Raw genomic sequence first — 18,642 nt, 5'->3', positions numbered from 1 at the left:
GACTGAAATGGCCACATGCGCCAAGATGTCTCATTACTGCCCCAGACAGCGACGCGACAGCCCCGCCTGGGTACATTATCCACAGCCGACCGGCGGATGCGCATCGCGCCCCCGGCGCCGGCTCAGGAGTTCGACATGAAGATTCATACTCTGCGTATCGCGGGCGCGGCGCTCGCGATGGCGCTCGCCTCGTTCAGCACCACGGCGTCCGCCTGGGGCTATCACCATGGCTATCGCGGCTACCACGGCCCCAGCAGCGGCTGGGTCATCGGCGGCGCATTGGGTCTGGCGGCGGCCGGCACCTACATCGCCCTGAACTCGCGGCCCAGCTACGTCTACGGCCCGGCGCCGGTGTACTACAGCCCCCCGCCCGTCTATGTCGCGCCGCAGCCGGTGTACGTGGCGCCGCCCGTGCAATACGTGGCTCCGCCCCCGCCGCAGCGCGTGGCCGCGGCCGACGTCATCGCCTATCCCGCACGCGGCCAAAGCCCCTCGCAGCAGGCGCGCGACCGCGGCGAATGCGAGCGCTGGGCCGCCAACCAGAGCGGCTTCGATCCCAACCAGGCGTCGCAGTGGACCACCGGCGCGCAGACGGACTCGTATACCCGTTCCATCGGCGCGTGCCTGCTGGGGCGCGGCTACAGCATCAACTGACCGCCGGAACGTGGCGCGCAAGGCGCGCCGCTGGCGGCGGGCCGGCCCGTCAATGTCCGCGGCATGGCGCCATGCCGGGACGGGCCGGCGCCGCTACACCGCGCCTTCGTAGCCCTGCTGCCGCCACGCCTCGAACACCGTCACCGCCACGGCATTGGACAGGTTCAGGCTGCGTTGGCCCGGCAGCATGGGCAGGCGCAGGCATTGCGCATCGGCGAAGCACGCCATGTGCTCGTCCGACAAGCCCGCCGTCTCGCGACCGAACACGAAAACGTCTCCAGGCCGGAAGGCCGTCGTGGCCACGCTGTGCGCGGTGCGGGTGGTCAGCGCATAGATGCGCTCGGCTGGCGCGCCCGTGGCGGCGAGCGCCAGCTGCAGCGTGTCGTGCACCTGCATGGGCTGCCATTCGTGGTAGTCCAGTCCGGCGCGCCGCAGGCGCGCATCGTCCAGTTCGAACCCCAGCGGGCGCACCAGGTGCAGCTGCGAGCCGGTATTGGCGCACAGCCTGATGACGTTGCCCGTGTTGGGCGGGATTTCGGGGCAGACGAGGACGACGTGGAACATGGCGCTTGCGGCTCGGCGGCATGCCGAGGAACGAAAGCCGTCATTTTGCCAGCACGACGCGCCGGGTGCCGGAGTGTCCCGAAAGGACGCGGGACATGATGTCCGGCGTTGGCCAGGCCAGGAACAACTGCCCTGACCGTCGGGTGATGCGCAGCCCCGCCCGCTCAGTCCCGGGAGGGCAAGGCGGGCGTGCGCGCCGCCACCAGCACCGTGACCCGCGCGGCGCCCGCCCCCAGCAGCGCGCGCGCCGCCGCATCCACCGTGCTGCCCGTGGTCATCACGTCGTCCACCAGCCCCACGTGCAGGGGCGGCAGCGGCCGCCGGCAGGCATACAGGCCCTGCACGGCCGCCTCGCGCTGCCGTCGCCCCAACGACGCCTGGCGCCGGCCGTCCTCGCGGCGCCGGTGCAGGGCCGTGCGCAGCACCGGCACATTCGCCTGCGCGCCCAGGGCCGCCGCCAGCTCCGCGGCGGTATTGAAACCGCGTCGCCGCAGCGAGCTCCGGCTGGCCGGGACGGGCACCAGCGCCTGAACGGGCGGGCCCTCCACGTCGGCCGCCAGCCAGGCGCAGTACAGCAGGTGCGCCAGCGCGCCGGCCATCACGTAGCGGTGCTCGCCCTTGTAGCGCTGGACCAGGCCATCGAATGGCGGCTCGTAGTCGAACGCGGCAACCGTCCGCGCGAAGGCGGGCGGATGCAGCAGGCAGTCCACGCACAGGACCGCGCCGGCGGGCAGGTCGCGCGGCAGCGCCGCGCAAGACAAGCGCAAGGCGCAGCGCTGGCAACGCAGGCCATCGGGGTCCAGCACGCCCTCCAGCACGTCCTCCACGCAGGGTTCGCACAGGCGTCCGCCGCGCGCGGCGCCGCCACAGGCCGGACACGCCGAACCCGCCCTGGCGGCCAGCCGGCGCCAGGCAAGACCCCAGGCGCGTATGGCCCGACGCAGCGCATGGACAGGTGGATGGGCAATAATGGGAGGCATCGGGAAACCGCCGTCGTCGCGCACACGGGCGCCGGCCCCCATCAGATCACGCATACGCGCGCCCCGTCACGGGCGGCGCGACAGAAATGTCCCAGTCCTCCGCCCTGCCCACGCTTCCCCTGTCTTCCCAGCACGTCATCCGCCAGTTCGCCCGCCGCGGCGACCTGTCCGATGCCCAGTTCCTGTACGGCGAGGTGGCCCGGCGCATGCTGGGCCGGCTGCAGTACATCCGCCTGCAACCGGCGCAGATGCTGGACGCCGGCTGCGGCGCGGGCGACAACCTGACGCTGCTGCGCGAGCGCTATCCGCAAGCCGCCTACACCGGCCTGGACGCCTGTGCGCCCTTGCTGGCATGCGCGCGCGGGCGTTTCGCGCCGTCGGGCGTGGGCGCCTGGCTGGGCAAGCTGACGCGCTCCGGCAAGCCCGAGACGCGCTACGTGCAGGCCGATCTGGCCGACAGCGGCCTGGCGCCCGAGTCGCTGGACCTGGTCTGGTCGAACCTGGCGTTGCACTGGCATCCCGCGCCGCACGCGGTGCTGGCCGAATGGCGCCGCACCCTGCGCGTGGGAGGACTGGCGATGTTCTCGTGCCTGGGCCCCGCCACCCTGCGCGAACTGCGCCAGGCCTTGGACGACGCGGGCCTGCAGACCGCCACACCCGGCTTCGTGGACATGCACGACTTCGGCGACCTGCTGGTGGAAAACGGTTTCTCCGATCCCGTCATGGACCAGGAAATCCTGACCCTGACCTACGAGACGCCGCAGCGCCTGCTGGAAGACGTGCGCGCGCTGGGCGGCAATCCCGCCCTGGGACGGCGCGCCGGCCTGGCCGGCCGCGCCTGGCGCGACCGGCTGTGCGACGCCCTGGCGGCGCAGCGCGGGCCGGACGGCCGCATCGGCCTGTCGATCGAGGTGGCCTATGGCCATGCGTGGCGCGCCGCCGCGCACCGCGCCACGCCGGGCGAGACGCGCCTGTCGGTCAATGCGATCGGGGGACGGCGGAGCAGCTAGGCTGTCCTGCGCCTCAGTGCAGCCTGTCCTGCCAGTTGCGCGTGCCCGCCACCTCGGGCGTTGCCAGCGCCTGCACGTCGTGCGCCGGGGTATGCCCCACCGGCTCGGACGTCGCGCGGATGCGCCGGCGCGCGGGCGCCGGATCCACCACCTGCGCGCCGTCGCGGCCATGGCGCCACGCGCGCGTCAGGGTCTCGACCAACAGGGGCAGTTCGCGGGCGCGATTGAACTGGCTGCGCATCCAGCGCGCGTCGTTGCCGCCGCGCTGGATCTCGTCGCGCAGGCCGGCCAGCATGTCCGTGGTGCCCAGTTCCTCGGCGATGGGCATCAGGCGATCCAGCAGTTCGCGCGCGTGGTCCTGCAGGCGCACGCGCTGCCCGTCCGGCGTGACGTAGCTGCCATGCAGGCCGAAACGGCAGGCCTGGAAATGGTTGCTGCGGTAGGCCAGCCAGGCCTTGTCGCCCGGCGCGGGATCCCGCGACACCAGCACCGCCAGCGCCTGCGCGAAGGCCGCCATCTGGCAGGCGCGCTCGATGGTCAGGGGCGTGTCGCACACCCGGATTTCGACGGTGCCGAATTCGGGCTTGGGTCGGATGTCCCAGTACAGGTCCTTGATGCTTTCCGCCAGGCCGGTGGAACGCAGTTGCGCGATGTGAGCTTCGAAGCGATACCAGTCGCCCACGTCGGGCGGCATGTGGCCGGACAGCGGGAAGCTGTTGACCGCGTTCAGTCGGCAGCACGAATACAGGGTGTCCACCCCTTCGCAGTACGGCGACGAGGCCGACAGCGCGATGAAGTGCGGCACGTAGGGCGACAGGCCATGCACCATGCGGATGGCCTCGTCCCCTGACCCCACGCCCAGGTGGATGTGTTGGCCGAACACCGTGAACTGGCGGGCCAGGTAGCCGTACATCTCGGCCAGGTACTGGAAACGCGGGCTGTCGTGGATGGCGCGGTCCTGCCAGCGCATGAAGGGGTGCGCACCACCGCCCGAGACCAGCACGCCGACGGCGTCGGCCGCCTCGCACAGCACGTCGCGCATCTCGCGCATCTCGGCCTGCAGGCCCTTGGGATGCTCATGGACGGAAGAATTCAGCTCGATCATCGAGCGGGTGATTTCGGGTTTGACGCGGTCCGCGATGGGGTGATTGGCCAGTTGGGCCAGCAGTTCATCCGACGCGGCGGCCAGATCGAAGCTGCCCGGGTGAATCAATTGCAGTTCGAGTTCAATGCCCAACGTATTGGGGGCTGACGGGGTGAACGGGATCTGTTCCATCACCGGCTCCTAGAAGGTTTTGCTACGGATGCGCCGCGGGCGAAAGTCCGGAGCAGGCCGGGTGCCGGGGGCGTCTAGGGGTTATGAAGGCATGATAGCGGGAGTTATGTGGCAAAACGCCGAGCAATCGTGACAATTATCCGCAACATCGGCCAACTGCACGGCATTTCTCATCCTTGAAGGAAGTGACTACTTACACTCAAGCAATGGTGCGGGTCTGCAGCTTGTTCCGGGCCGAGATGCAGAGGATGCAACGCTGTGCAGCTCGGGTGGGAAATCGATAGCAAGGGTTTTCCACTACCGTCCGAGCCGCTTTCAGGGGCAAATTTTTGCCCGGGAAAGCGCGTTCTGAGCAACGCGTGCACGCGAACTGGTGCCGAGGCAGTCGCCCTATGCCCCATCCGCCAGGTCGGTCGGCAGATCCACGTCCACCAGTACCGCGGGGTCGTCCACCGGCAGAAGGTGCACGCCATGGCGGCGCAGCACGTCGCGCGCGCCGGTGTCGCCTTCCAGGCGCGCCAACTCCGGCCACAGCGCGGCAGAGAAGGCCACGGGATGCCCGCGCTGCGCCTGGTAGACCGGCGCGGCGATGGGATGGCTGCGGCTGTGCAGGGCGATATGACGGATGGTGGCCGGCCTCAGCCAGGGCATGTCGGCCAGGGCCACCAGGCAGCGGTCCGGAGATCGATGGCTGGTGGCATGCCGTGCAAGGCGCGCTGAATCCTGTGCCATGGCGCCGGGTGGATGGCCCGTGGCCGGCTCGGGCGTGCCGCACGCGTGCAGCAGCGCCCGCGTTCCCGCGGCCAGGCTGGCGCCCATGCCCGATCTCGCGGCGTCGGCCGGCACCACCCGGCAGCCCTCGGCGGCCAGCAGGCCCGCCAGTTCGGCGTTCTCGGGCCTGACGACGGCATGCACGCGCGGCAGCACGGCCAGCAGGGCCTGCGCAGCCGCCACGGCCACCGGCCGGCCGTCGGGCAAGCGCGCCAGCAGCTTGTCGGCGCCCGGCGCCTGGGCCGCATAGCGGCGGCCGAAACCGCCCGCCAACAGGATGCCCACACAATCCGCCACCGTCATGTCCGTGTCCGCGTGCATGGGATCGAGCCTCGCGCGAGGTCCTGCTACTTGCGCCAGAACATCGGCGTAAACAGCACCAGCACCGTCAGGAACTCCAGCCGCCCGATCAGCATGGCGAAGGTGCAGACCCAGGTCTGGAAGTCGTTGAGCGTGGCGAAGCTGCCCATGGGGCCCAGCGCCCCCAGGCCGGGACCGGTGTTATTGATCATGCCCATCACGGCCGAGAACGCCAGCACGGGGTCCATGCCCGACAACATCAGCACGGCGGTCAGCACGGCCAGCGACATGCCATAGACCAGCATGAAGGCCAGCACCGAGGACATCACGCGCGCGTCGATCACGCGGCCATTGATGCGCACCGGGCTGACCGCGTGCGGATGCAGCATGGTCACCACTTCGTTGCGCGCCTGCTTGATCAGCAGGATCACGCGGATGATCTTGATGCCGCCCCCCGTGGAGCCCGCCGAGGTGGCGATGGCCGACAGCAGCAGCATGGTCAGCGGCGCGAACAGCGGCCACGTGGTGTAGTCGGCGTTGGCATAGCCGGTGGTGGTGGCCACCGAGATCGTGTTGAACATGCCGTAGCGCAGCGCCTGCAGCGGGTCCGGATACACGTCCTCGGCATACAGGAAGGCCGAGATCAGCACACCCGCGCCCAGCACCAGGCCGAGGTACGGCAGCGTCTGCGGACAGAGCACATAGGCCCGCGCGCTGCGCTGGCGCAGCGCGGTGAAGTGCGTGGCGAAGTTGATGCCCGAGATCAGCATGAACACCATGGCCACCAGTTCGACCGACAGCGAATCGAAATGCGCGAAGCCTTCGTCCCACGTGGAGAAGCCGCCCAGGCCCATGGTGGTGGCCATGTGGCACCAGGCCTCGAACCACGGCAGACCCACCGCGCGGTACGCGATCAGGCAGACGATGGACAGGCCGAAGTACACGGCATACAGGGCCTTGGCGGTGCCGGCGATGCGCGGCGTCAGGCGTTCGTCCTTCATGGGACCTGGCGTCTCGGCCCGCACCACCTGATGACCGCCCACGCCCAGCAGCGGCAGGATGGCCACGGCCAGCACCAGGATGCCCATGCCGCCGATCCAGATCAGCGTGGCTCGCCACAGGTTGATCGACGCGGGCAGGTGCTCCAGCCCCGTCAGCACCGTGGCGCCGGTGGACGTCAGCCCCGACATGGCCTCGAAATAGGCGTCGGTGAAGGACAGCGGCATGCCCGCGTTGTGGAAGTACAGCAGCAGCGGAATGGCGGCCAGCAGCGGCAGGCCGGCCCACACGATGGCCACCAGCAGGAAGCCGTCGCGCGCGTGCAACTCGGTGCGCGCGTGGCGGGTGCAGGCCCACAGCAGGCCGCCGATGACCAGGGCCAGCAGGAAGCCGCGCCAGAAAGCCTCAAGGCCGGCGTCGTCACCGAAGAACGCCACGCCCAGCGGGACGAGCATGGTCAGCGCGAACACCAGCATGGTGAGGCTGAGCACGTGGAAGGTGGCCAGCAGCCGTTTCATGCGTGCAGCCTCAGAAGAACGACGCGGAGACCTGGAACAGCTTCTCGACGCGCGGCATCTGCTGGCGCGAGGGCACGAATACCACCACGTGGTCGTCCTGCTCGATGACGGTGTCGTCGTCGGGCAGCAGGATCTCGTCGCCGCGCACCAGCGCGCCGATGCTGGCGCCCTTGGGCAGGCGCAGCTCGCCGACGGCGCGGCCGACCACGCGCGAGGTGGAGCGGTCGCCGTGCGCCACGGCCTCGAGCGCCTCGGCCACGCCCTGGCGCAGCCGGTGCACACCCACCACGTCGCCACGGCGCACGTGGCGCAGCAGCTCGCTCATGGTGGCCTGCGAGGGCGACACGGCGATGTCGATGTGGCTGCCCTGCATCAGTTCGCCATAGGCCTGGCGGTTGATCAGCGCGATGACCTTGCGCGCGCCCAGCCGCTTGGCCAGCAGCGAGGACATGATGTTGTCCTCGTCGTCGCTGGTCAGTGCCAGGTAGGTGTCCATGTCGTCGATGTTCTCGCGCTCGAGCAGGGCCTCGTCGGTGCCGTTGCCGTGCAGCACCAGCACGTTGTTGGGCAGTTCGGCGGCCAGGTACAGGCAGCGTTTCTCGTCGCGCTCGACGATGCGCACGCTGTAATTCTCTTCGGCCAGCTGGCGCGCCAGCCGCAGGCCGATGTTGCCGCCGCCCGCGATCATCACTCGGCGCACGCTTTTCTCGGCCTCGCGCAGTTGCCGCACCGCGCGCCGCGCGTGGCGCGTATCCACCACGATGACGACCTCGTCGCCGGGCGCCACCACCGTGCCGCTGCCCGCATGCAGCGGACGGCCGCCGCGCAGCACGTCGACCACGCGCGCCGCGACGTCCGGCCAGACGTCGCGCAGCTTGTCCACGGGCAGGTTCGCCAGCGGGCTGCCCTGCCCCACGCGCACGGTGACCACGCTGACGCGGCCGTCGGCGAATTCGACCACCTGCAGGGCTTCGGGGAATTCGATGAGGCTGTGCAGATAGGTGGTGACGCTGCGCTCGGGACTGATCAGCGCGTCGATGCAGAAGCCCTGTTCGCCCATCAGCTCTGGGTGGTCGGCGAACTCGGGCATGCGGATGCGGGCGATGCGACGCGGGATGTTGAACAGCTGCCGCGCGATCTTGCAGGCCACCATGTTGGCGGAGTCGGAGGCCGCACAGGCGATGAACAGGTCGGTGTCGCCCGCGCCGGCGGCCTCGAGCACCGATACCTGCGTGCCGTCGCCGTGCAGGCCGCGCAGGTCGTAGCGCTCCTGCAGATAGCGCAGCTGGGCGGGATCGGAATCGATCACCGTGATGTCGTTGTGTTCCGACACCAGGTTCTCGGCCACGCTGGTACCCACGCGGCCGGCGCCCATGATGAGGATCTTCATGTACTACGCTTGCGCGCGGATTCGATGCCCAGTTGCTTGAGCTTGCGGTACAGGTGCGTGCGCTCCAGGCCCGTGCGTTCGGAAACACGGGTCATGCTGTGGTTCTCGCGGACCAGGTGGTATTCGAAGTAGATGCGCTCGAAGGCGTCGCGCGCCTCGCGCAACGGCTGGTCCAGCGAGATGTTGCCCAGCTGGCCGTTGGACACGGCAGGCGCGTCGCTGGCCATCGCGACGGGAGCCGGGGCGTCGAGTTCGTCGTCCAGCGGCATCGCGGCGACCGGCGCGGCATGCACGGCGGGAGCCGAATGCGGCGCACGCCCGCGCGCCAGGCCGGCGGCGATGGTCTTGAGCAGGCGCTGCAGCGTGATGGGCTTTTCCAGGAAATCCATGGCGCCGATGCGCGTGGCCTCGACCGCCGTGTCGATGGTGGCGTGGCCGCTCATCATGATGACGGGCATGTCCAGCAGGCCTTGCGACGCCCACTCCTTCAGCAGGCTGACCCCATCGGTATCCGGCATCCAGATGTCCAGCAGCACGAGATCGGGGCGCATGCGCTGCCGCGCAGAGCGCGCCTGCGCTGCGTTTTCGGCAAGCTCGACCGTGTGTCCTTCGTCATACAGGATCTCGGACAGGAGCTCGCGAATGCCTATTTCGTCGTCGACCACCAGGATTCTGGCCATATACCTCTCACCTATTGCGTAGCCGCATTATCCTTTGCTTGACGTGTCGCGTCCATAATAGTATCGGATGCAGGTGCCAGACGCGTCAGCAGGATGGAGATGCGAGCCCCGCCCTCTTTGCGATTGGCAAGATCGATGCGCCCTCCGTGCTCGTCAACGATCTTGCGAACGATGGCTAATCCTAACCCAGTTCCATGGGCCTTGGTCGTTACGTAGGGCTCGAAGGCCCTTTGCGCGACCTGCGGCGCGAAGCCGGGCCCTGTGTCGGCCACGATGAAACGCACCGCGCATTGCTTCGATCCATCGGGCTGTTCGCTCTGCACGAGCTGCGTGGACACGCGCACGCGGCCCGCGTCGCCCTGCTCCGCCACCGCGTCGCGGGCATTGGTCAACAAATTGTGGATGACCTGTCGCAGCTGCGTGGCATCGCCCTCGATCGCGGGCAAGTCCGGGGCCAGCTGCACGTCCAGGTTCAGCAGGCGCGGGCCCTCGCCGCTTTCGCCCCATCCGTACAGCGCCAATACGTCGCCCACCAGCGAGTTGAAATCCACGCTCTGCATCACTGCGGGCGGCGTGCGCGCGTACTCGCGGAAATCGTCCACCATCTGCTTGAGCGAGCTCACCTGGTTGACGATGGTGTTGGTGGCGCGCGTGAGCATCTGCGCGTCGGCGGGCGCCAGCCGGTCGGCCAGCTTCATGGCCAGGCGTTCGGCCGACAGCTGGATGGGCGTCAGCGGATTCTTGATCTCGTGTGCCAGGCGGCGCGCCACCTCGCCCCACGCCACGGTGCGGTTGGCCGAGATCACTTCGGTGATGTCGTCGAACACCACCATGTAGCCGTTGCCGCGGCCGTCGACGCTGAGATGCGTGCCTCGCGCCAGCAGCGCCACGGGCTCGCCCTGCCCCGGGCGCACCTCGAACTGCTGCTGCCAATGCGTGCGCTCCGAGCCCACCGCGGCGTGGCCGGCGAAGGCCTGGCGGATGATCTGCGCGAACTCGAGCATGCCGTCCACCGTTTCCAGCGGCCGGCCGATGACCGAGCGCAGGTCTGCCTGCAGGATGGTCTGCGCGCCCTGGTTGACGGTGGTGACGCGAAAGCCCTCGTCGAACACCAGCACGCCCGACGACAGGTTCGCCATGACGCTTTCCAGGTAGACGTTGGAACGCTCCAGTTGGCGCCGGTTGCTCTCGACCATCTGGCGCGCCTCGTCCAGCTGGCGCGTCATCGCATTGAACGAGCGCGTCAGCTGGCCGACCTCGTCGCGCTCGGGCGGCTCGGGCAGGGGACGGTAGTCGCCCACGCCCACGGCCTGCGTGCCCGCGGCCAGCCGCAGCAGCGGACGCACCAGGCGCTTGGACAGCGACAGCGCCACCGCGATGGCGCTGAACACCGACAGCAGCAGGGCCAGGGTCAGCGTGATGCCGTAGAGCTTGCGCAGCCCCAGCCGCGACAGGGCCAGTTCCTGGTAGTCGCGAAAACCCTGCTGCACGCGGTTGGCGTTGTGGGCGATCTGCTCGGGCACGGGCTGCACCAGCTGCAGCCAGCGCGGCTCGGCCGATGCGCCCAGCAGGCCGTCGATGCGGGCGGGCGGGGTCAGCGGCACCACCACGCGCAGGTGCAGGCCGGGATCGGCATTGGGCGCGACCGGATCGTCGGCCTCGGCCGCCGAGTAGTTGCGCGCCATGCGCAACTGGTTCAGCACCGCGGGCGGCGGCGTGGGCGGCAGCAGCTGGCCGTACTGGTTGGTGGAGAAGGCGACCGGCCGGCCGCTGCCGGTGAACACCATGGCTTCCTGCACGCCGTTGTTCTCGCGCAGGCGCGTCAGCGTGACCGGGATGTCGGCGTCGTTCAGGTTGTTGAGCTCGGCCGCCATGCCGCGCGCGCGGGCGTCGAGGTCGGCCAGCTGCGAGTCCAGCGCCGCGCGGCCCAGGTTCAGGCCGGCCTCGAGCGCGCTGTCGACCCGCACGTTGAACCACGATTCGATCGAGCGGGACATGAACTGCACGGACAGTACGTAGATCAACGCGCCGGGCACGACGCCGATCAATGCGAACGCCAGTGCGAAGCGCGCGGTGAGGCGGGCGCCGAACTGGCGCCGCCGTATCTGGCGCGCCAGGCGCACCGTCAGCGCGGCGACCCAGACGAACAGCGCGAAGGCGAACACGCCGTTGAGCACCAGCAGCGTGTCGTAGTAGCGCGCGAAGCGCGAGGCGTTGCCCGTCGACCAGGCCAGCAGGCCCATCAGGGCCAGCCCGCTGATCCCGCCGATGATCAGGGCGATGCGTAGGAAGCGTCTCATGAGGGATCGCGGGGCGATCGCGACAGGGAGAAGGAGAAATCGGTCCACGGCGTGGCCGGCGACCAGGAGCTGCTGTTCAGCGCGTTGACCTGGAAGGGCCGCGCGAGCATGGAGGTGTCCAGCCGCACGCGCAGCTGGCCGCTATAGCGCACGTCGGGATCGAGCCGGTCGGTGTCGAGGACCCGCCAGTGGCGGATGTTGCGCACCATCTCCATGGCCTCGTCCAGCGACGACACGGGCAGGGACAGCTCTTCGGCGCCCGCGCGCCATTGGCGCGTCAGGGCGTTGTAGACGATGCGCCAGGTCATGCTGGTCTCGACCTCGGTGCGGTCGAGCCACCACCAGCGCGAGCGGGTGATGACCAGGTCGGCGGTGAAGTACAGCGGCACGCCGCGCTGGGCAGCGTCGCGCAACTGGTCGTTCAGCTCGAACTGCACGTCGGCGTCGATCTCCAGCTTGCCGTCGCGCACGACCGGATCGATGCGCAGCACGTGGGGATCGGCGGCATGGGCAGCCGGGCCCACACCGAGCGGCAGCAGCACGACGGCCATCAGCAGCACGGAAAACAAGCGTGAAATCATGGATTTGCAGCGAATGCGCGCGAACATGCCACCTATTCTTGGCGATTCAGGACTGCTTGGCAAACAACGCATAGAAAAATCCGTCATGCTGCTGCTCGGGTGTTGCATCGATGGCAACCGGCAGCAACTGGCCGGGCGCCGGCAGGGGCTGCGCGTCGGCGTGGCGGCGGACGAAGGCCTCGGCCTGCGCCTGGCCCTCGGCCGGAAAGATCGAGCAGGTGACGTACAGCAGGCGTCCGCCCGGCGCGACCGTCTTCCAGAGCGCGTCCACGATGCGGGCCTGCAATGCCGCGGTACGGGCCACGTCGTCGGCGCGGCGCAGCCAGCGGATGTCGGGATGGCGGCGCACGATGCCCGAGGCAGTGCACGGCACGTCGGCCAGCACGGCATCGAACGGCCTGCCATCCCACCACGACGACAGGCGGGATGCGTCGGCCTCCGCCAGCGCCACGCGGTCGGACCACAGGCCCAGGCGCTCGAGGTTCTCGCCCACCCGCTGCAGGCGCTGCGCATCGGCGTCCAGGGCCATCAGGTCCACGTCGGCCAGTTCCAGCAGGTGCGCCGTCTTGCCGCCCGGCGCCGCGCAGGCATCCAGCACGCGCATGCCGTCGCTCGGCGCCAGCAGGGGCGCCGCCAGTTGCGCGCCGGCGTCCTGCACCGACCACCAGCCTTCCTCGAAACCCGGCAACTGGGTCACGGGCCGCGCCTGCGCCAGCACCAGGCCATCCTGCCCGACGGGCGCGGCGTCGATGCCCTGGGCCTGGAAAGCATCCAGCACGGCCTGGCGCTGCGCGCGGCGGCGGTTGATCCGCAGGGTAAGGGGCGCCGGCACATTGGCCGCCTGCAGCAGCTGCTGCCACTGGTCCGGGTAGTTCTGGCGCAGCTGGTCGATCCACCAGTCGGGGTGGTTCCAGCGCGCCCGGGGCCGCTGCCCCACCGTGCGCTCCAGCGACTCGTGCTCGCGCAGGAAGCGGCGCAGGCAGGCGTTCATCAGGCCCTTGTAGGAGGCCAGCTTGCGGGTGCCGGCCACGACTTCCACGGCCTGGTCGACCACGGTGTGCGGCGCGTACACGGGCATGCCGGGCACGGCCTGCGGCCCGGCGGGACGCAACAGGGCCAGGGCTGCCCGCAGCAGCGCATCGAACAGGGGGCCGGGCGACTTGCGCACCAGTTCCCGGGCGATCTCGTCGGCCCAGCCCCATTGGCGCATGGTGTGGAAGGTCAGGGCCTGGGCGCCGGGCCGCAGCGGCCCCTCGATGCGCGCCAGGGCCTCGGTCAGCGAATAGCCCTGCCCCACCGCGTCCACGGCGGATGCGGCGGCCAACAGCAGGCGGGACAGGGGCGGCGCCCAGGAGCGGGCTTCGGATGACGGTTGCGACATGGCGGAATTGCGAAATACGTAGGCAAGACCGCTATGGTAGCTGGAGCGCGCGCCGCACCGTGCCGGACGGCTGCGGCACGGCATCCCGGGGCGGGATTTCTCGGTCCGCGCGCCGGCGGCAATGGCGTCAGGCGACCAGCTCGTCGCCGGCGATCAGCTCGGCGTAGCCGTCGAAACTGGCGGCGATGGGGTATTCGTGCACCAGCGGGCTGCCGTAGCCCGCCCGGAAATACAGAAAGGGCACGCCGGCGCGGCTGGCCGTCTGGGCGTCGACGTGGGTGTCGCCCAGGTAGGCGCCGCTGGCGGGCTCGGCACCCAGGACCTGCAGCGCCTGCAGCAGGGGCATGGGGTCGGGCTTGGGACGCTGCACGGTATCGCAGCCGGAGACGTGATCGAAGTACTGCAGGATGCCGGTCTGCCGCAGCGCCTGCAAAGCGGGGGCGTGCCGCTTGTTGGTGCATACGCCCAGGCGCACGCCGCGGCGCCGGCAATCGTCCAGGAAATCGACCAGTCCGGGATACGGCACCGAGCTGCGGTGCGCGCGCGCCTCGTAGTGCCGTCCGTACGCCGCGATGACCGCCTCGTGGTCGGACTCGGGCACGCCGCGGTCGGCCATCATCGATGTGAGCGCGGCGGGGAAGGCGCCGTACAGGTTGGGCAGCACGTAGTCGGCCGGCAGGCCGGGATGCCCGCACTCGCGCAAACCGTCGCTCATGGCCTCGCGGATGTCCGTGAGGGTGTCCAGCAAGGTGCCGTCCAGGTCGAAGACGATGGCCTTGCGGCCGGCGAGCAGTGAAGCGGGAGTCATGGGGCGATGGGCGGCCGCGTGGGGCCGGGTCGGGCTGGGGCGTAGCCGCTATTGAAACACGGCCATGCGTCCAGCCGGTGACAGGCCCCGTCCGCCATGCGGCGGCGCCGCTCAGTCCAGCTGGATGTCGGCGTGCCGGACGACCTCCTGCCATCGCTTGCTGTCCGCGTCGATCAGGGCCTTCAGCTCAGTGCCGCCGCCTTCCAGCGGCCGCGCGCCCTGCTCGTCCAGCAGCTTGGCGAAGGCGGGATCGCGCGTGATGGCGGTGACGGTCTCCTGCAGCTTGCCGACGATAGCGGGCGGCGTGGCGGCCGGCGCCATGAGCGCCGACCACGATTCCGTCTCCGCCCCTTGCACGCCGGCCTCGGCGAACGTGGGCACGTCGGGCATGCTGGCGACGCGCGCCTCGCTGGCCACGCCCAGGATGCGGATCTTGCCGGACTTCAGGTAGGGCTGGACCGTGGGCAGGTTGACGAACAGCACCTGGATCTGCCCGGCCAGCAGGTCGGTCGCGGCCGGCCCCGCGCCCTTGTACGGCACGTGCGAGAACTTCACGCCCGCCCGGTACATGAACAGTTCGCCCACCATGTGGTTGACCGAGCCGATGCCGGCCGACCCCATGTTGAGCGTACCGGGATTCTGCCTGGCGTACTGCACCAGTTCTCCGATCGTCCTGGCGGGCGTATCGGCGGATACCGCCAGCACGTTGGGCACCGTGGCGAACAGCGCGATGGGCGCGAAGTCCCGCGAGGGCGAATACGGCAGGTTCCTGCTCACCAGCGGCTGGATGACCTGGTTGCCCATGGTGGCGTACAGCAAGGTGTAGCCGTCGCCGCGCGCCTTCGCCGCGTAGCCGGCGCCTATGTTGCCGCCCGCGCCCGGCTTGTTCTCCACGATGACCGGCTGGCCCAGCATGTCGGACATGCGCTGTGCCAGCATGCGCGCGGTCAGGTTCACGGTGCCGCCGGGCGCGAACGGCACCACAAGCTCGATGGCTTTGTTCGGATAGGCGGCCTGCGCCTGCACGTCGAGGCAGGCGAACGAGAGCGCGGCGATCGCCGCATAGCGTTTCCACATGATGATTCCCCTTGTCGGTTTATAAATGATTGATCGGCGCCGCGGCTCAGGCCGCCAACGCACGGGCCTGCCGATCCAGCGCCTGGTCGGCCTGGTCGATGCGGGCCTGGATCGCCGCCAGGGCCTGCCGGGCCTGGTCAGTGCCGGCGCGCCCGCGTTCGATCTGCGCCAGCACGGCCTGCGGCGCCGGTCCGCCCAGCGACTGCCGCGCGGACACGTTGCGCGCCGGGTCCAGGCAGGCGGCGATGTCCGCCGGCGGCAGTGCTGCCTTGCGGCCCACCTGCTGCATGGTGGCGGCGTCGATCATGTCGGCCGTGATCGTGCTGGCGCCATGGCCCGCGTCCAATGCCTGCCGCACGACGGCGCCGATGATGTGGTGCGCGTCGCGGAACGACAGGTCCGCGCGGCGCACCAGCAGGTCCGCCAGATCGGTCACGGTGGAGAAGTCGTCGGCCGCGCGCGCCGCCATCCGTTGGCGGTCCGGCTCGACCCGCTCCACCAACAGCTTCACCAGCGCCAGCGACTTCAGCGTTTCCTCGCAGCTCTCCCAGCAGGTGCGCGTGCTTTCGCGGCTGCTGTCGCCCGAGTGCGTGAAGTGGGTGGACTTGACCGAGGTCAGCGCCGCGGCGGTCAGCCCGATCAGGTGCGAGGTCTTGCCGCGCAGGTACTCCAGCACGGCGGGGTTCTTCTTCTGCGGCATGATGCTGGAGGTACTGGCGATGCTGTCCGGGAAGGACAGGTAGCCGAACTCGGGCGTGGACCAGATGTAGAAGTCCTGCACCATCCGGCTGCACGTGACCGCCAGCACCGACAGCGCCGCGCTCAGTTCCAGCGCGAAATCACGCGAGGCCACGCCGTCCAGCGCGTTGGGCAAGGGCTCGCTGAAGCCCAGCATGTCGCTGGTGTAGCCGCGATCGATGTCGAACGAAGTGCCCGCCAGCGCGCACGCGCCCAGCGGGCAGGCGTCCAGCGACCGCAGCACGTGCAGCAGGCGGTCCAGGTCGCGCGACCAGGCGTCCGCCAGCGCGGCCAGGTAATACCCGTAGGTGATCGGCTGCGCGGCCTGCATGTGCGTGTAGCCCGGCATCACGTGATGGGCATAACGCTCGGCCTGTTGCAACGCCGCCGTGACGACGTCGGCCAACGCGCCGCCGATGCGCAGCGCGTAGTGGCGGGCCCGGATGCGGTCGTTGGTGGCGCTCATGTCGTTGCGGCTGCGAGCGGTGTGCAGGCGGCCGCCCACGTCCTGGCCCACCATCCCGATGAGATGCGCTTCGTAGTTGAAGTAGGCGTCCTCGCGGGCGGGGTCCAGTTCGACGGCGTCCGGCCCCGCTTCGCGCATGCGCAGCAGCGCATCGGCCAGGCGTTGCGACACGCCGTGCTCCAGGATGCCCTGCCGGTCCAGCATGAGCAGGTGCGCCAGGTTGATCCGCGTCAGGATGCCGAAATTGGCGATGAAGAACTCGCGGCTGGTGCGCGGCTGGAAGATGTACTGGATGAGCTCCGGGGCGGGAGACTCCTTGAGGCGGCGGCTGACTTTCGATTCCATGTCGGTCTTCGGCTGTAGAGATGAGCCTAGTGTGGAACCGGCATATATATGCGTCAAATCAGCCGTTTACAGCTATCTATGCATTTTTGATATGCTGACATCATGACGCGGGCGGCCCGCGCCGCACAACGGAAACAGGCGTATGAACTTCAAGCAGGTGGAGGCGTTTCGCGCGGTGATGATGACGCGCTCGATGACCACGGCGGCAAGCCTTCTGCATACCTCGCAGCCCAACGTCAGCCGCTGGATCGCGCTGCTGGAGGCCTCGGTGGGGTTCGCGCTGTTCCACCGCAACGGCACCAAGCTCATTCCCACGGCCGAGGCCGAGGCCTTTCATGCCGACGTCGAGCGTGCGTTCATCGGCCTGGAATCATTGGGCGAAAGCGCCCATTCGATCCGGCGCCGCGGCACCGGCGTGCTGCGCGTGGGCGCGGTGGGATCGATCACGCAGTACGTGCTGCCCGATGCCCTGCTGCGGTTCCGGCAGGCCCACGCCGACATTCCCGTGGTCATCAACATGGGCCGCTCGGATGTCGTGGCCAAGTGGGTCGCCACGGGATACTGCGACATCGGCTTCTGCTCGCTGCGCACCGAGCTGCCCGGCATGCGCTTCAGCGAGGTCAACGCCGCGCGCGGCGTGGGCGTGGTGGGCCGCGCGCATCGCCTGTCGGGCCGTGCGCTGCTGCGCCCCGCCGACTTCGCCCACGAGAACTTCATCTCGCTGCCGGGCGGCAGCGTCAACCGCATCGAGATCGACCGGCACTTCATGCCGGACGACAAGCGGATCATGGCCATCGAGACGCCCTACGCGCCCACCATATGCGCCATGGTGGGCAAGGGCCTGGGGGTCTCCATCGTCAGCGGCATCGTGGCGCGCGCGTTGCGCATGCCCGACGTCTGCGAGATCCCGTTCTCCGGAAAAGTGCTGTTCCACAGCTATGCGGTCACGTCGGACCACCTGCCCGTCAGCTTCCTGGCCACCCGCTTCACCGACTGCGTGCAACAGGTATTCGACGAACTGGCGGCGTCGCCCGCCAGGCCGCGCGAGCGGACCGCCACTGCGCGGAACTGAAGCGACGGCGACCACCTAGGCCGACAGGCGCTGCAGGCGTCCGTCGGAGTACGCCCGCATCGCGCCGTACACGCGTTCCTGGAAGCGCGCGGACGCCAGCGGCGACACCTGCACGCCATGCAGGAAATCGTGCAGGTCGATGTACAGGCGCTGCTCGGCCATTTCGTAGCTGCGCCGGGAGCCCGCGCTGTAGATCAGGTAGATGTCGCAGTCCGCCTCGATGCCTTCATCGGCGGCGGCAGGCCCGTGTGGATGCGGCGTCCCGGGCTGCGCGGGCAGCGGCTCCACGTACAGCGCCCGGTCCGGCGCGAGATGGGTAGACCGGGCAATGCAGGCCAGTGTCGAGAACGCGTAGACGCCGCCGTCGGGGTCGCCCAGGCCATCCCAGCGCGGCGCGGCGCCGGCGGGCAGCGCCCGCCACTTCTGGAAGCCCAGCAACGAGGCATCCATGACGTCGCGGTAGGCATGGCGCCGCTGCCGGTCGGCATGGATGTCGCCGCGGCTGTGGGGCTTGCGTGCGCCGCGCGGCGCACGCGGCCGGGCATTGCCCACCAGATGCGCGAATGCCACGCGCTGAAGCGGGTCGGCCGGCTGGAACAGCAGCTGCTGGAAGGTCATCAGCTCGGCCAGCTGCGACAGGTCGAAAAAGCGGAATACCACCTGGTCGCCCGGCAGCGCGGGCGGCACCTGGATCTCGCGCGTGTTCTCCATGGGACGTTCCAACGTAATGGG

Annotated in this window: 17 protein-coding genes; 3 read left to right on the top strand and 14 right to left on the bottom strand. The window is 69.5% G+C overall.

Annotation, left to right across the window (positions count from 1 at the left end; genetic code table 11):
• Positions 1-135: 135 nt before the first annotated feature.
• A complete protein-coding gene (locus FS845_RS06965) occupies positions 136-654 on the top strand; it encodes a hypothetical protein (RefSeq protein ID WP_260986197.1) in 519 nt (172 codons plus the stop codon).
• A gap of 93 nt (positions 655-747) precedes the next feature.
• Here FS845_RS06965 and FS845_RS06960 read toward each other — a convergent pair whose 3' ends face one another.
• Positions 748-1,218: a tRNA (cytidine(34)-2'-O)-methyltransferase gene (locus tag FS845_RS06960; RefSeq protein WP_144631843.1), complete on the bottom strand. Its 471-nt coding sequence runs from the start codon at positions 1,216-1,218 to the stop codon at positions 748-750.
• A gap of 164 nt (positions 1,219-1,382) precedes the next feature.
• Positions 1,383-2,198 (bottom strand): ComF family protein, encoded by an 816-nt coding sequence (locus tag FS845_RS06955; protein WP_260986196.1) that lies wholly within the window; start codon positions 2,196-2,198, stop codon positions 1,383-1,385.
• Between the two features lie 86 nt (positions 2,199-2,284).
• Here FS845_RS06955 and FS845_RS06950 point away from each other — a divergent pair, with 86 nt between their 5' ends.
• Positions 2,285-3,208 carry a methyltransferase domain-containing protein gene (locus tag FS845_RS06950; RefSeq protein WP_144631841.1) on the top strand — a complete coding sequence of 308 codons (924 nt, stop codon included), beginning with the start codon at positions 2,285-2,287 and terminating at the stop codon, positions 3,206-3,208.
• Positions 3,209-3,221: 13 nt separating this feature from the next.
• On the opposite strand, the gene FS845_RS06945 is transcribed toward FS845_RS06950, so the two are convergent.
• From FS845_RS06945 to argH, 11 genes are all read right to left on the bottom strand, one after another.
• Complete coding sequence (locus FS845_RS06945; RefSeq protein ID WP_144631838.1) at positions 3,222-4,484, bottom strand: YbdK family carboxylate-amine ligase; 1,263 nt, start codon at positions 4,482-4,484, stop codon at positions 3,222-3,224.
• A gap of 390 nt (positions 4,485-4,874) precedes the next feature.
• Positions 4,875-5,576 (bottom strand): NTP transferase domain-containing protein, encoded by a 702-nt coding sequence (locus tag FS845_RS06940; RefSeq protein ID WP_144631835.1) that lies wholly within the window; start codon positions 5,574-5,576, stop codon positions 4,875-4,877.
• Positions 5,577-5,602: 26 nt separating this feature from the next.
• Positions 5,603-7,072 (bottom strand): TrkH family potassium uptake protein, encoded by a 1,470-nt coding sequence (locus FS845_RS06935; RefSeq protein ID WP_144631832.1) that lies wholly within the window; start codon positions 7,070-7,072, stop codon positions 5,603-5,605.
• A 10-nt stretch (positions 7,073-7,082) separates the two neighbouring features.
• Positions 7,083-8,462, bottom strand: coding sequence for a Trk system potassium transporter TrkA (gene trkA / locus FS845_RS06930; protein WP_144631828.1), 1,380 nt, complete (start codon positions 8,460-8,462; stop codon positions 7,083-7,085).
• The gene (locus FS845_RS06925; protein ID WP_144631825.1) at positions 8,459-9,142 is read right to left on the bottom strand and encodes a response regulator; all 684 of its coding nucleotides are present in this window, start codon (positions 9,140-9,142) and stop codon (positions 8,459-8,461) included. Before FS845_RS06925 ends, trkA begins: the two co-directional genes overlap by 4 nt.
• Positions 9,143-9,153: 11 nt before the next feature.
• Complete coding sequence (locus FS845_RS06920; protein ID WP_144631822.1) at positions 9,154-11,442, bottom strand: sensor histidine kinase; 2,289 nt, start codon at positions 11,440-11,442, stop codon at positions 9,154-9,156.
• Positions 11,439-12,050: a DUF4390 domain-containing protein gene (locus FS845_RS06915; RefSeq protein ID WP_144631819.1), complete on the bottom strand. Its 612-nt coding sequence runs from the start codon at positions 12,048-12,050 to the stop codon at positions 11,439-11,441. The genes FS845_RS06920 and FS845_RS06915 overlap by 4 nt, the downstream gene beginning before the upstream one ends.
• Positions 12,051-12,069: 19 nt before the next feature.
• Positions 12,070-13,404: a 16S rRNA (cytosine(967)-C(5))-methyltransferase RsmB gene (gene rsmB / locus FS845_RS06910; protein WP_144631816.1), complete on the bottom strand. Its 1,335-nt coding sequence runs from the start codon at positions 13,402-13,404 to the stop codon at positions 12,070-12,072.
• A gap of 127 nt (positions 13,405-13,531) precedes the next feature.
• Complete coding sequence (locus FS845_RS06905) at positions 13,532-14,212, bottom strand: HAD family hydrolase (RefSeq protein WP_144631813.1); 681 nt, start codon at positions 14,210-14,212, stop codon at positions 13,532-13,534.
• A 111-nt stretch (positions 14,213-14,323) separates the two neighbouring features.
• Positions 14,324-15,289 carry a Bug family tripartite tricarboxylate transporter substrate binding protein gene (locus FS845_RS06900; RefSeq protein WP_144631810.1) on the bottom strand — a complete coding sequence of 322 codons (966 nt, stop codon included), beginning with the start codon at positions 15,287-15,289 and terminating at the stop codon, positions 14,324-14,326.
• A 46-nt stretch (positions 15,290-15,335) separates the two neighbouring features.
• Complete coding sequence (argH, locus tag FS845_RS06895; RefSeq protein ID WP_144631807.1) at positions 15,336-16,838, bottom strand: argininosuccinate lyase; 1,503 nt, start codon at positions 16,836-16,838, stop codon at positions 15,336-15,338.
• Positions 16,839-16,980: 142 nt separating this feature from the next.
• Here argH and FS845_RS06890 point away from each other — a divergent pair, with 142 nt between their 5' ends.
• A complete protein-coding gene (locus FS845_RS06890) occupies positions 16,981-17,910 on the top strand; it encodes a LysR substrate-binding domain-containing protein (protein WP_144631804.1) in 930 nt (309 codons plus the stop codon).
• 15 nt (positions 17,911-17,925) lie between these two features.
• Here FS845_RS06890 and FS845_RS06885 read toward each other — a convergent pair whose 3' ends face one another.
• Positions 17,926-18,621 carry a hypothetical protein gene (locus FS845_RS06885; RefSeq protein WP_144631799.1) on the bottom strand — a complete coding sequence of 232 codons (696 nt, stop codon included), beginning with the start codon at positions 18,619-18,621 and terminating at the stop codon, positions 17,926-17,928.
• Positions 18,622-18,642 lie beyond the last annotated feature (21 nt).

The sequence above is a fragment of the Bordetella genomosp. 13 genome, from assembly GCF_007679965.1.
Taxonomy (GTDB): Bacteria; Pseudomonadota; Gammaproteobacteria; order Burkholderiales; family Burkholderiaceae_B; genus Bordetella.
The sequence above is the reverse complement of the archived record's forward strand: the minus strand, read 5'-3'. Positions and strand labels throughout refer to the sequence as shown.

Bases quoted from the DNA above. Each gene is read 5' to 3' on its own strand.
- FS845_RS06965 (WP_260986197.1), top strand. From the start codon at position 136: ATGAAGATTCATACTCTGCGTATCGCGGGCGCGGCGCTCGCGATGGCG.
- FS845_RS06960 (WP_144631843.1), bottom strand. From the start codon at position 1,218: ATGTTCCACGTCGTCCTCGTCTGCCCCGAAATCCCGCCCAACACGGGC.
- FS845_RS06955 (WP_260986196.1), bottom strand. From the start codon at position 2,198: ATGCCTCCCATTATTGCCCATCCACCTGTCCATGCGCTGCGTCGGGCC.
- FS845_RS06950 (WP_144631841.1), top strand. From the start codon at position 2,285: ATGTCCCAGTCCTCCGCCCTGCCCACGCTTCCCCTGTCTTCCCAGCAC.
- FS845_RS06945 (WP_144631838.1), bottom strand. From the start codon at position 4,484: ATGGAACAGATCCCGTTCACCCCGTCAGCCCCCAATACGTTGGGCATT.
- FS845_RS06940 (WP_144631835.1), bottom strand. From the start codon at position 5,576: ATGCACGCGGACACGGACATGACGGTGGCGGATTGTGTGGGCATCCTG.
- FS845_RS06935 (WP_144631832.1), bottom strand. From the start codon at position 7,072: ATGAAACGGCTGCTGGCCACCTTCCACGTGCTCAGCCTCACCATGCTG.
- trkA (WP_144631828.1), bottom strand. From the start codon at position 8,462: ATGAAGATCCTCATCATGGGCGCCGGCCGCGTGGGTACCAGCGTGGCC.
- FS845_RS06925 (WP_144631825.1), bottom strand. From the start codon at position 9,142: ATGGCCAGAATCCTGGTGGTCGACGACGAAATAGGCATTCGCGAGCTC.
- FS845_RS06920 (WP_144631822.1), bottom strand. From the start codon at position 11,442: ATGAGACGCTTCCTACGCATCGCCCTGATCATCGGCGGGATCAGCGGG.
- FS845_RS06915 (WP_144631819.1), bottom strand. From the start codon at position 12,050: ATGTTCGCGCGCATTCGCTGCAAATCCATGATTTCACGCTTGTTTTCC.
- rsmB (WP_144631816.1), bottom strand. From the start codon at position 13,404: ATGTCGCAACCGTCATCCGAAGCCCGCTCCTGGGCGCCGCCCCTGTCC.
- FS845_RS06905 (WP_144631813.1), bottom strand. From the start codon at position 14,212: ATGACTCCCGCTTCACTGCTCGCCGGCCGCAAGGCCATCGTCTTCGAC.
- FS845_RS06900 (WP_144631810.1), bottom strand. From the start codon at position 15,289: ATGTGGAAACGCTATGCGGCGATCGCCGCGCTCTCGTTCGCCTGCCTC.
- argH (WP_144631807.1), bottom strand. From the start codon at position 16,838: ATGGAATCGAAAGTCAGCCGCCGCCTCAAGGAGTCTCCCGCCCCGGAG.
- FS845_RS06890 (WP_144631804.1), top strand. From the start codon at position 16,981: ATGAACTTCAAGCAGGTGGAGGCGTTTCGCGCGGTGATGATGACGCGC.
- FS845_RS06885 (WP_144631799.1), bottom strand. From the start codon at position 18,621: ATGGAGAACACGCGCGAGATCCAGGTGCCGCCCGCGCTGCCGGGCGAC.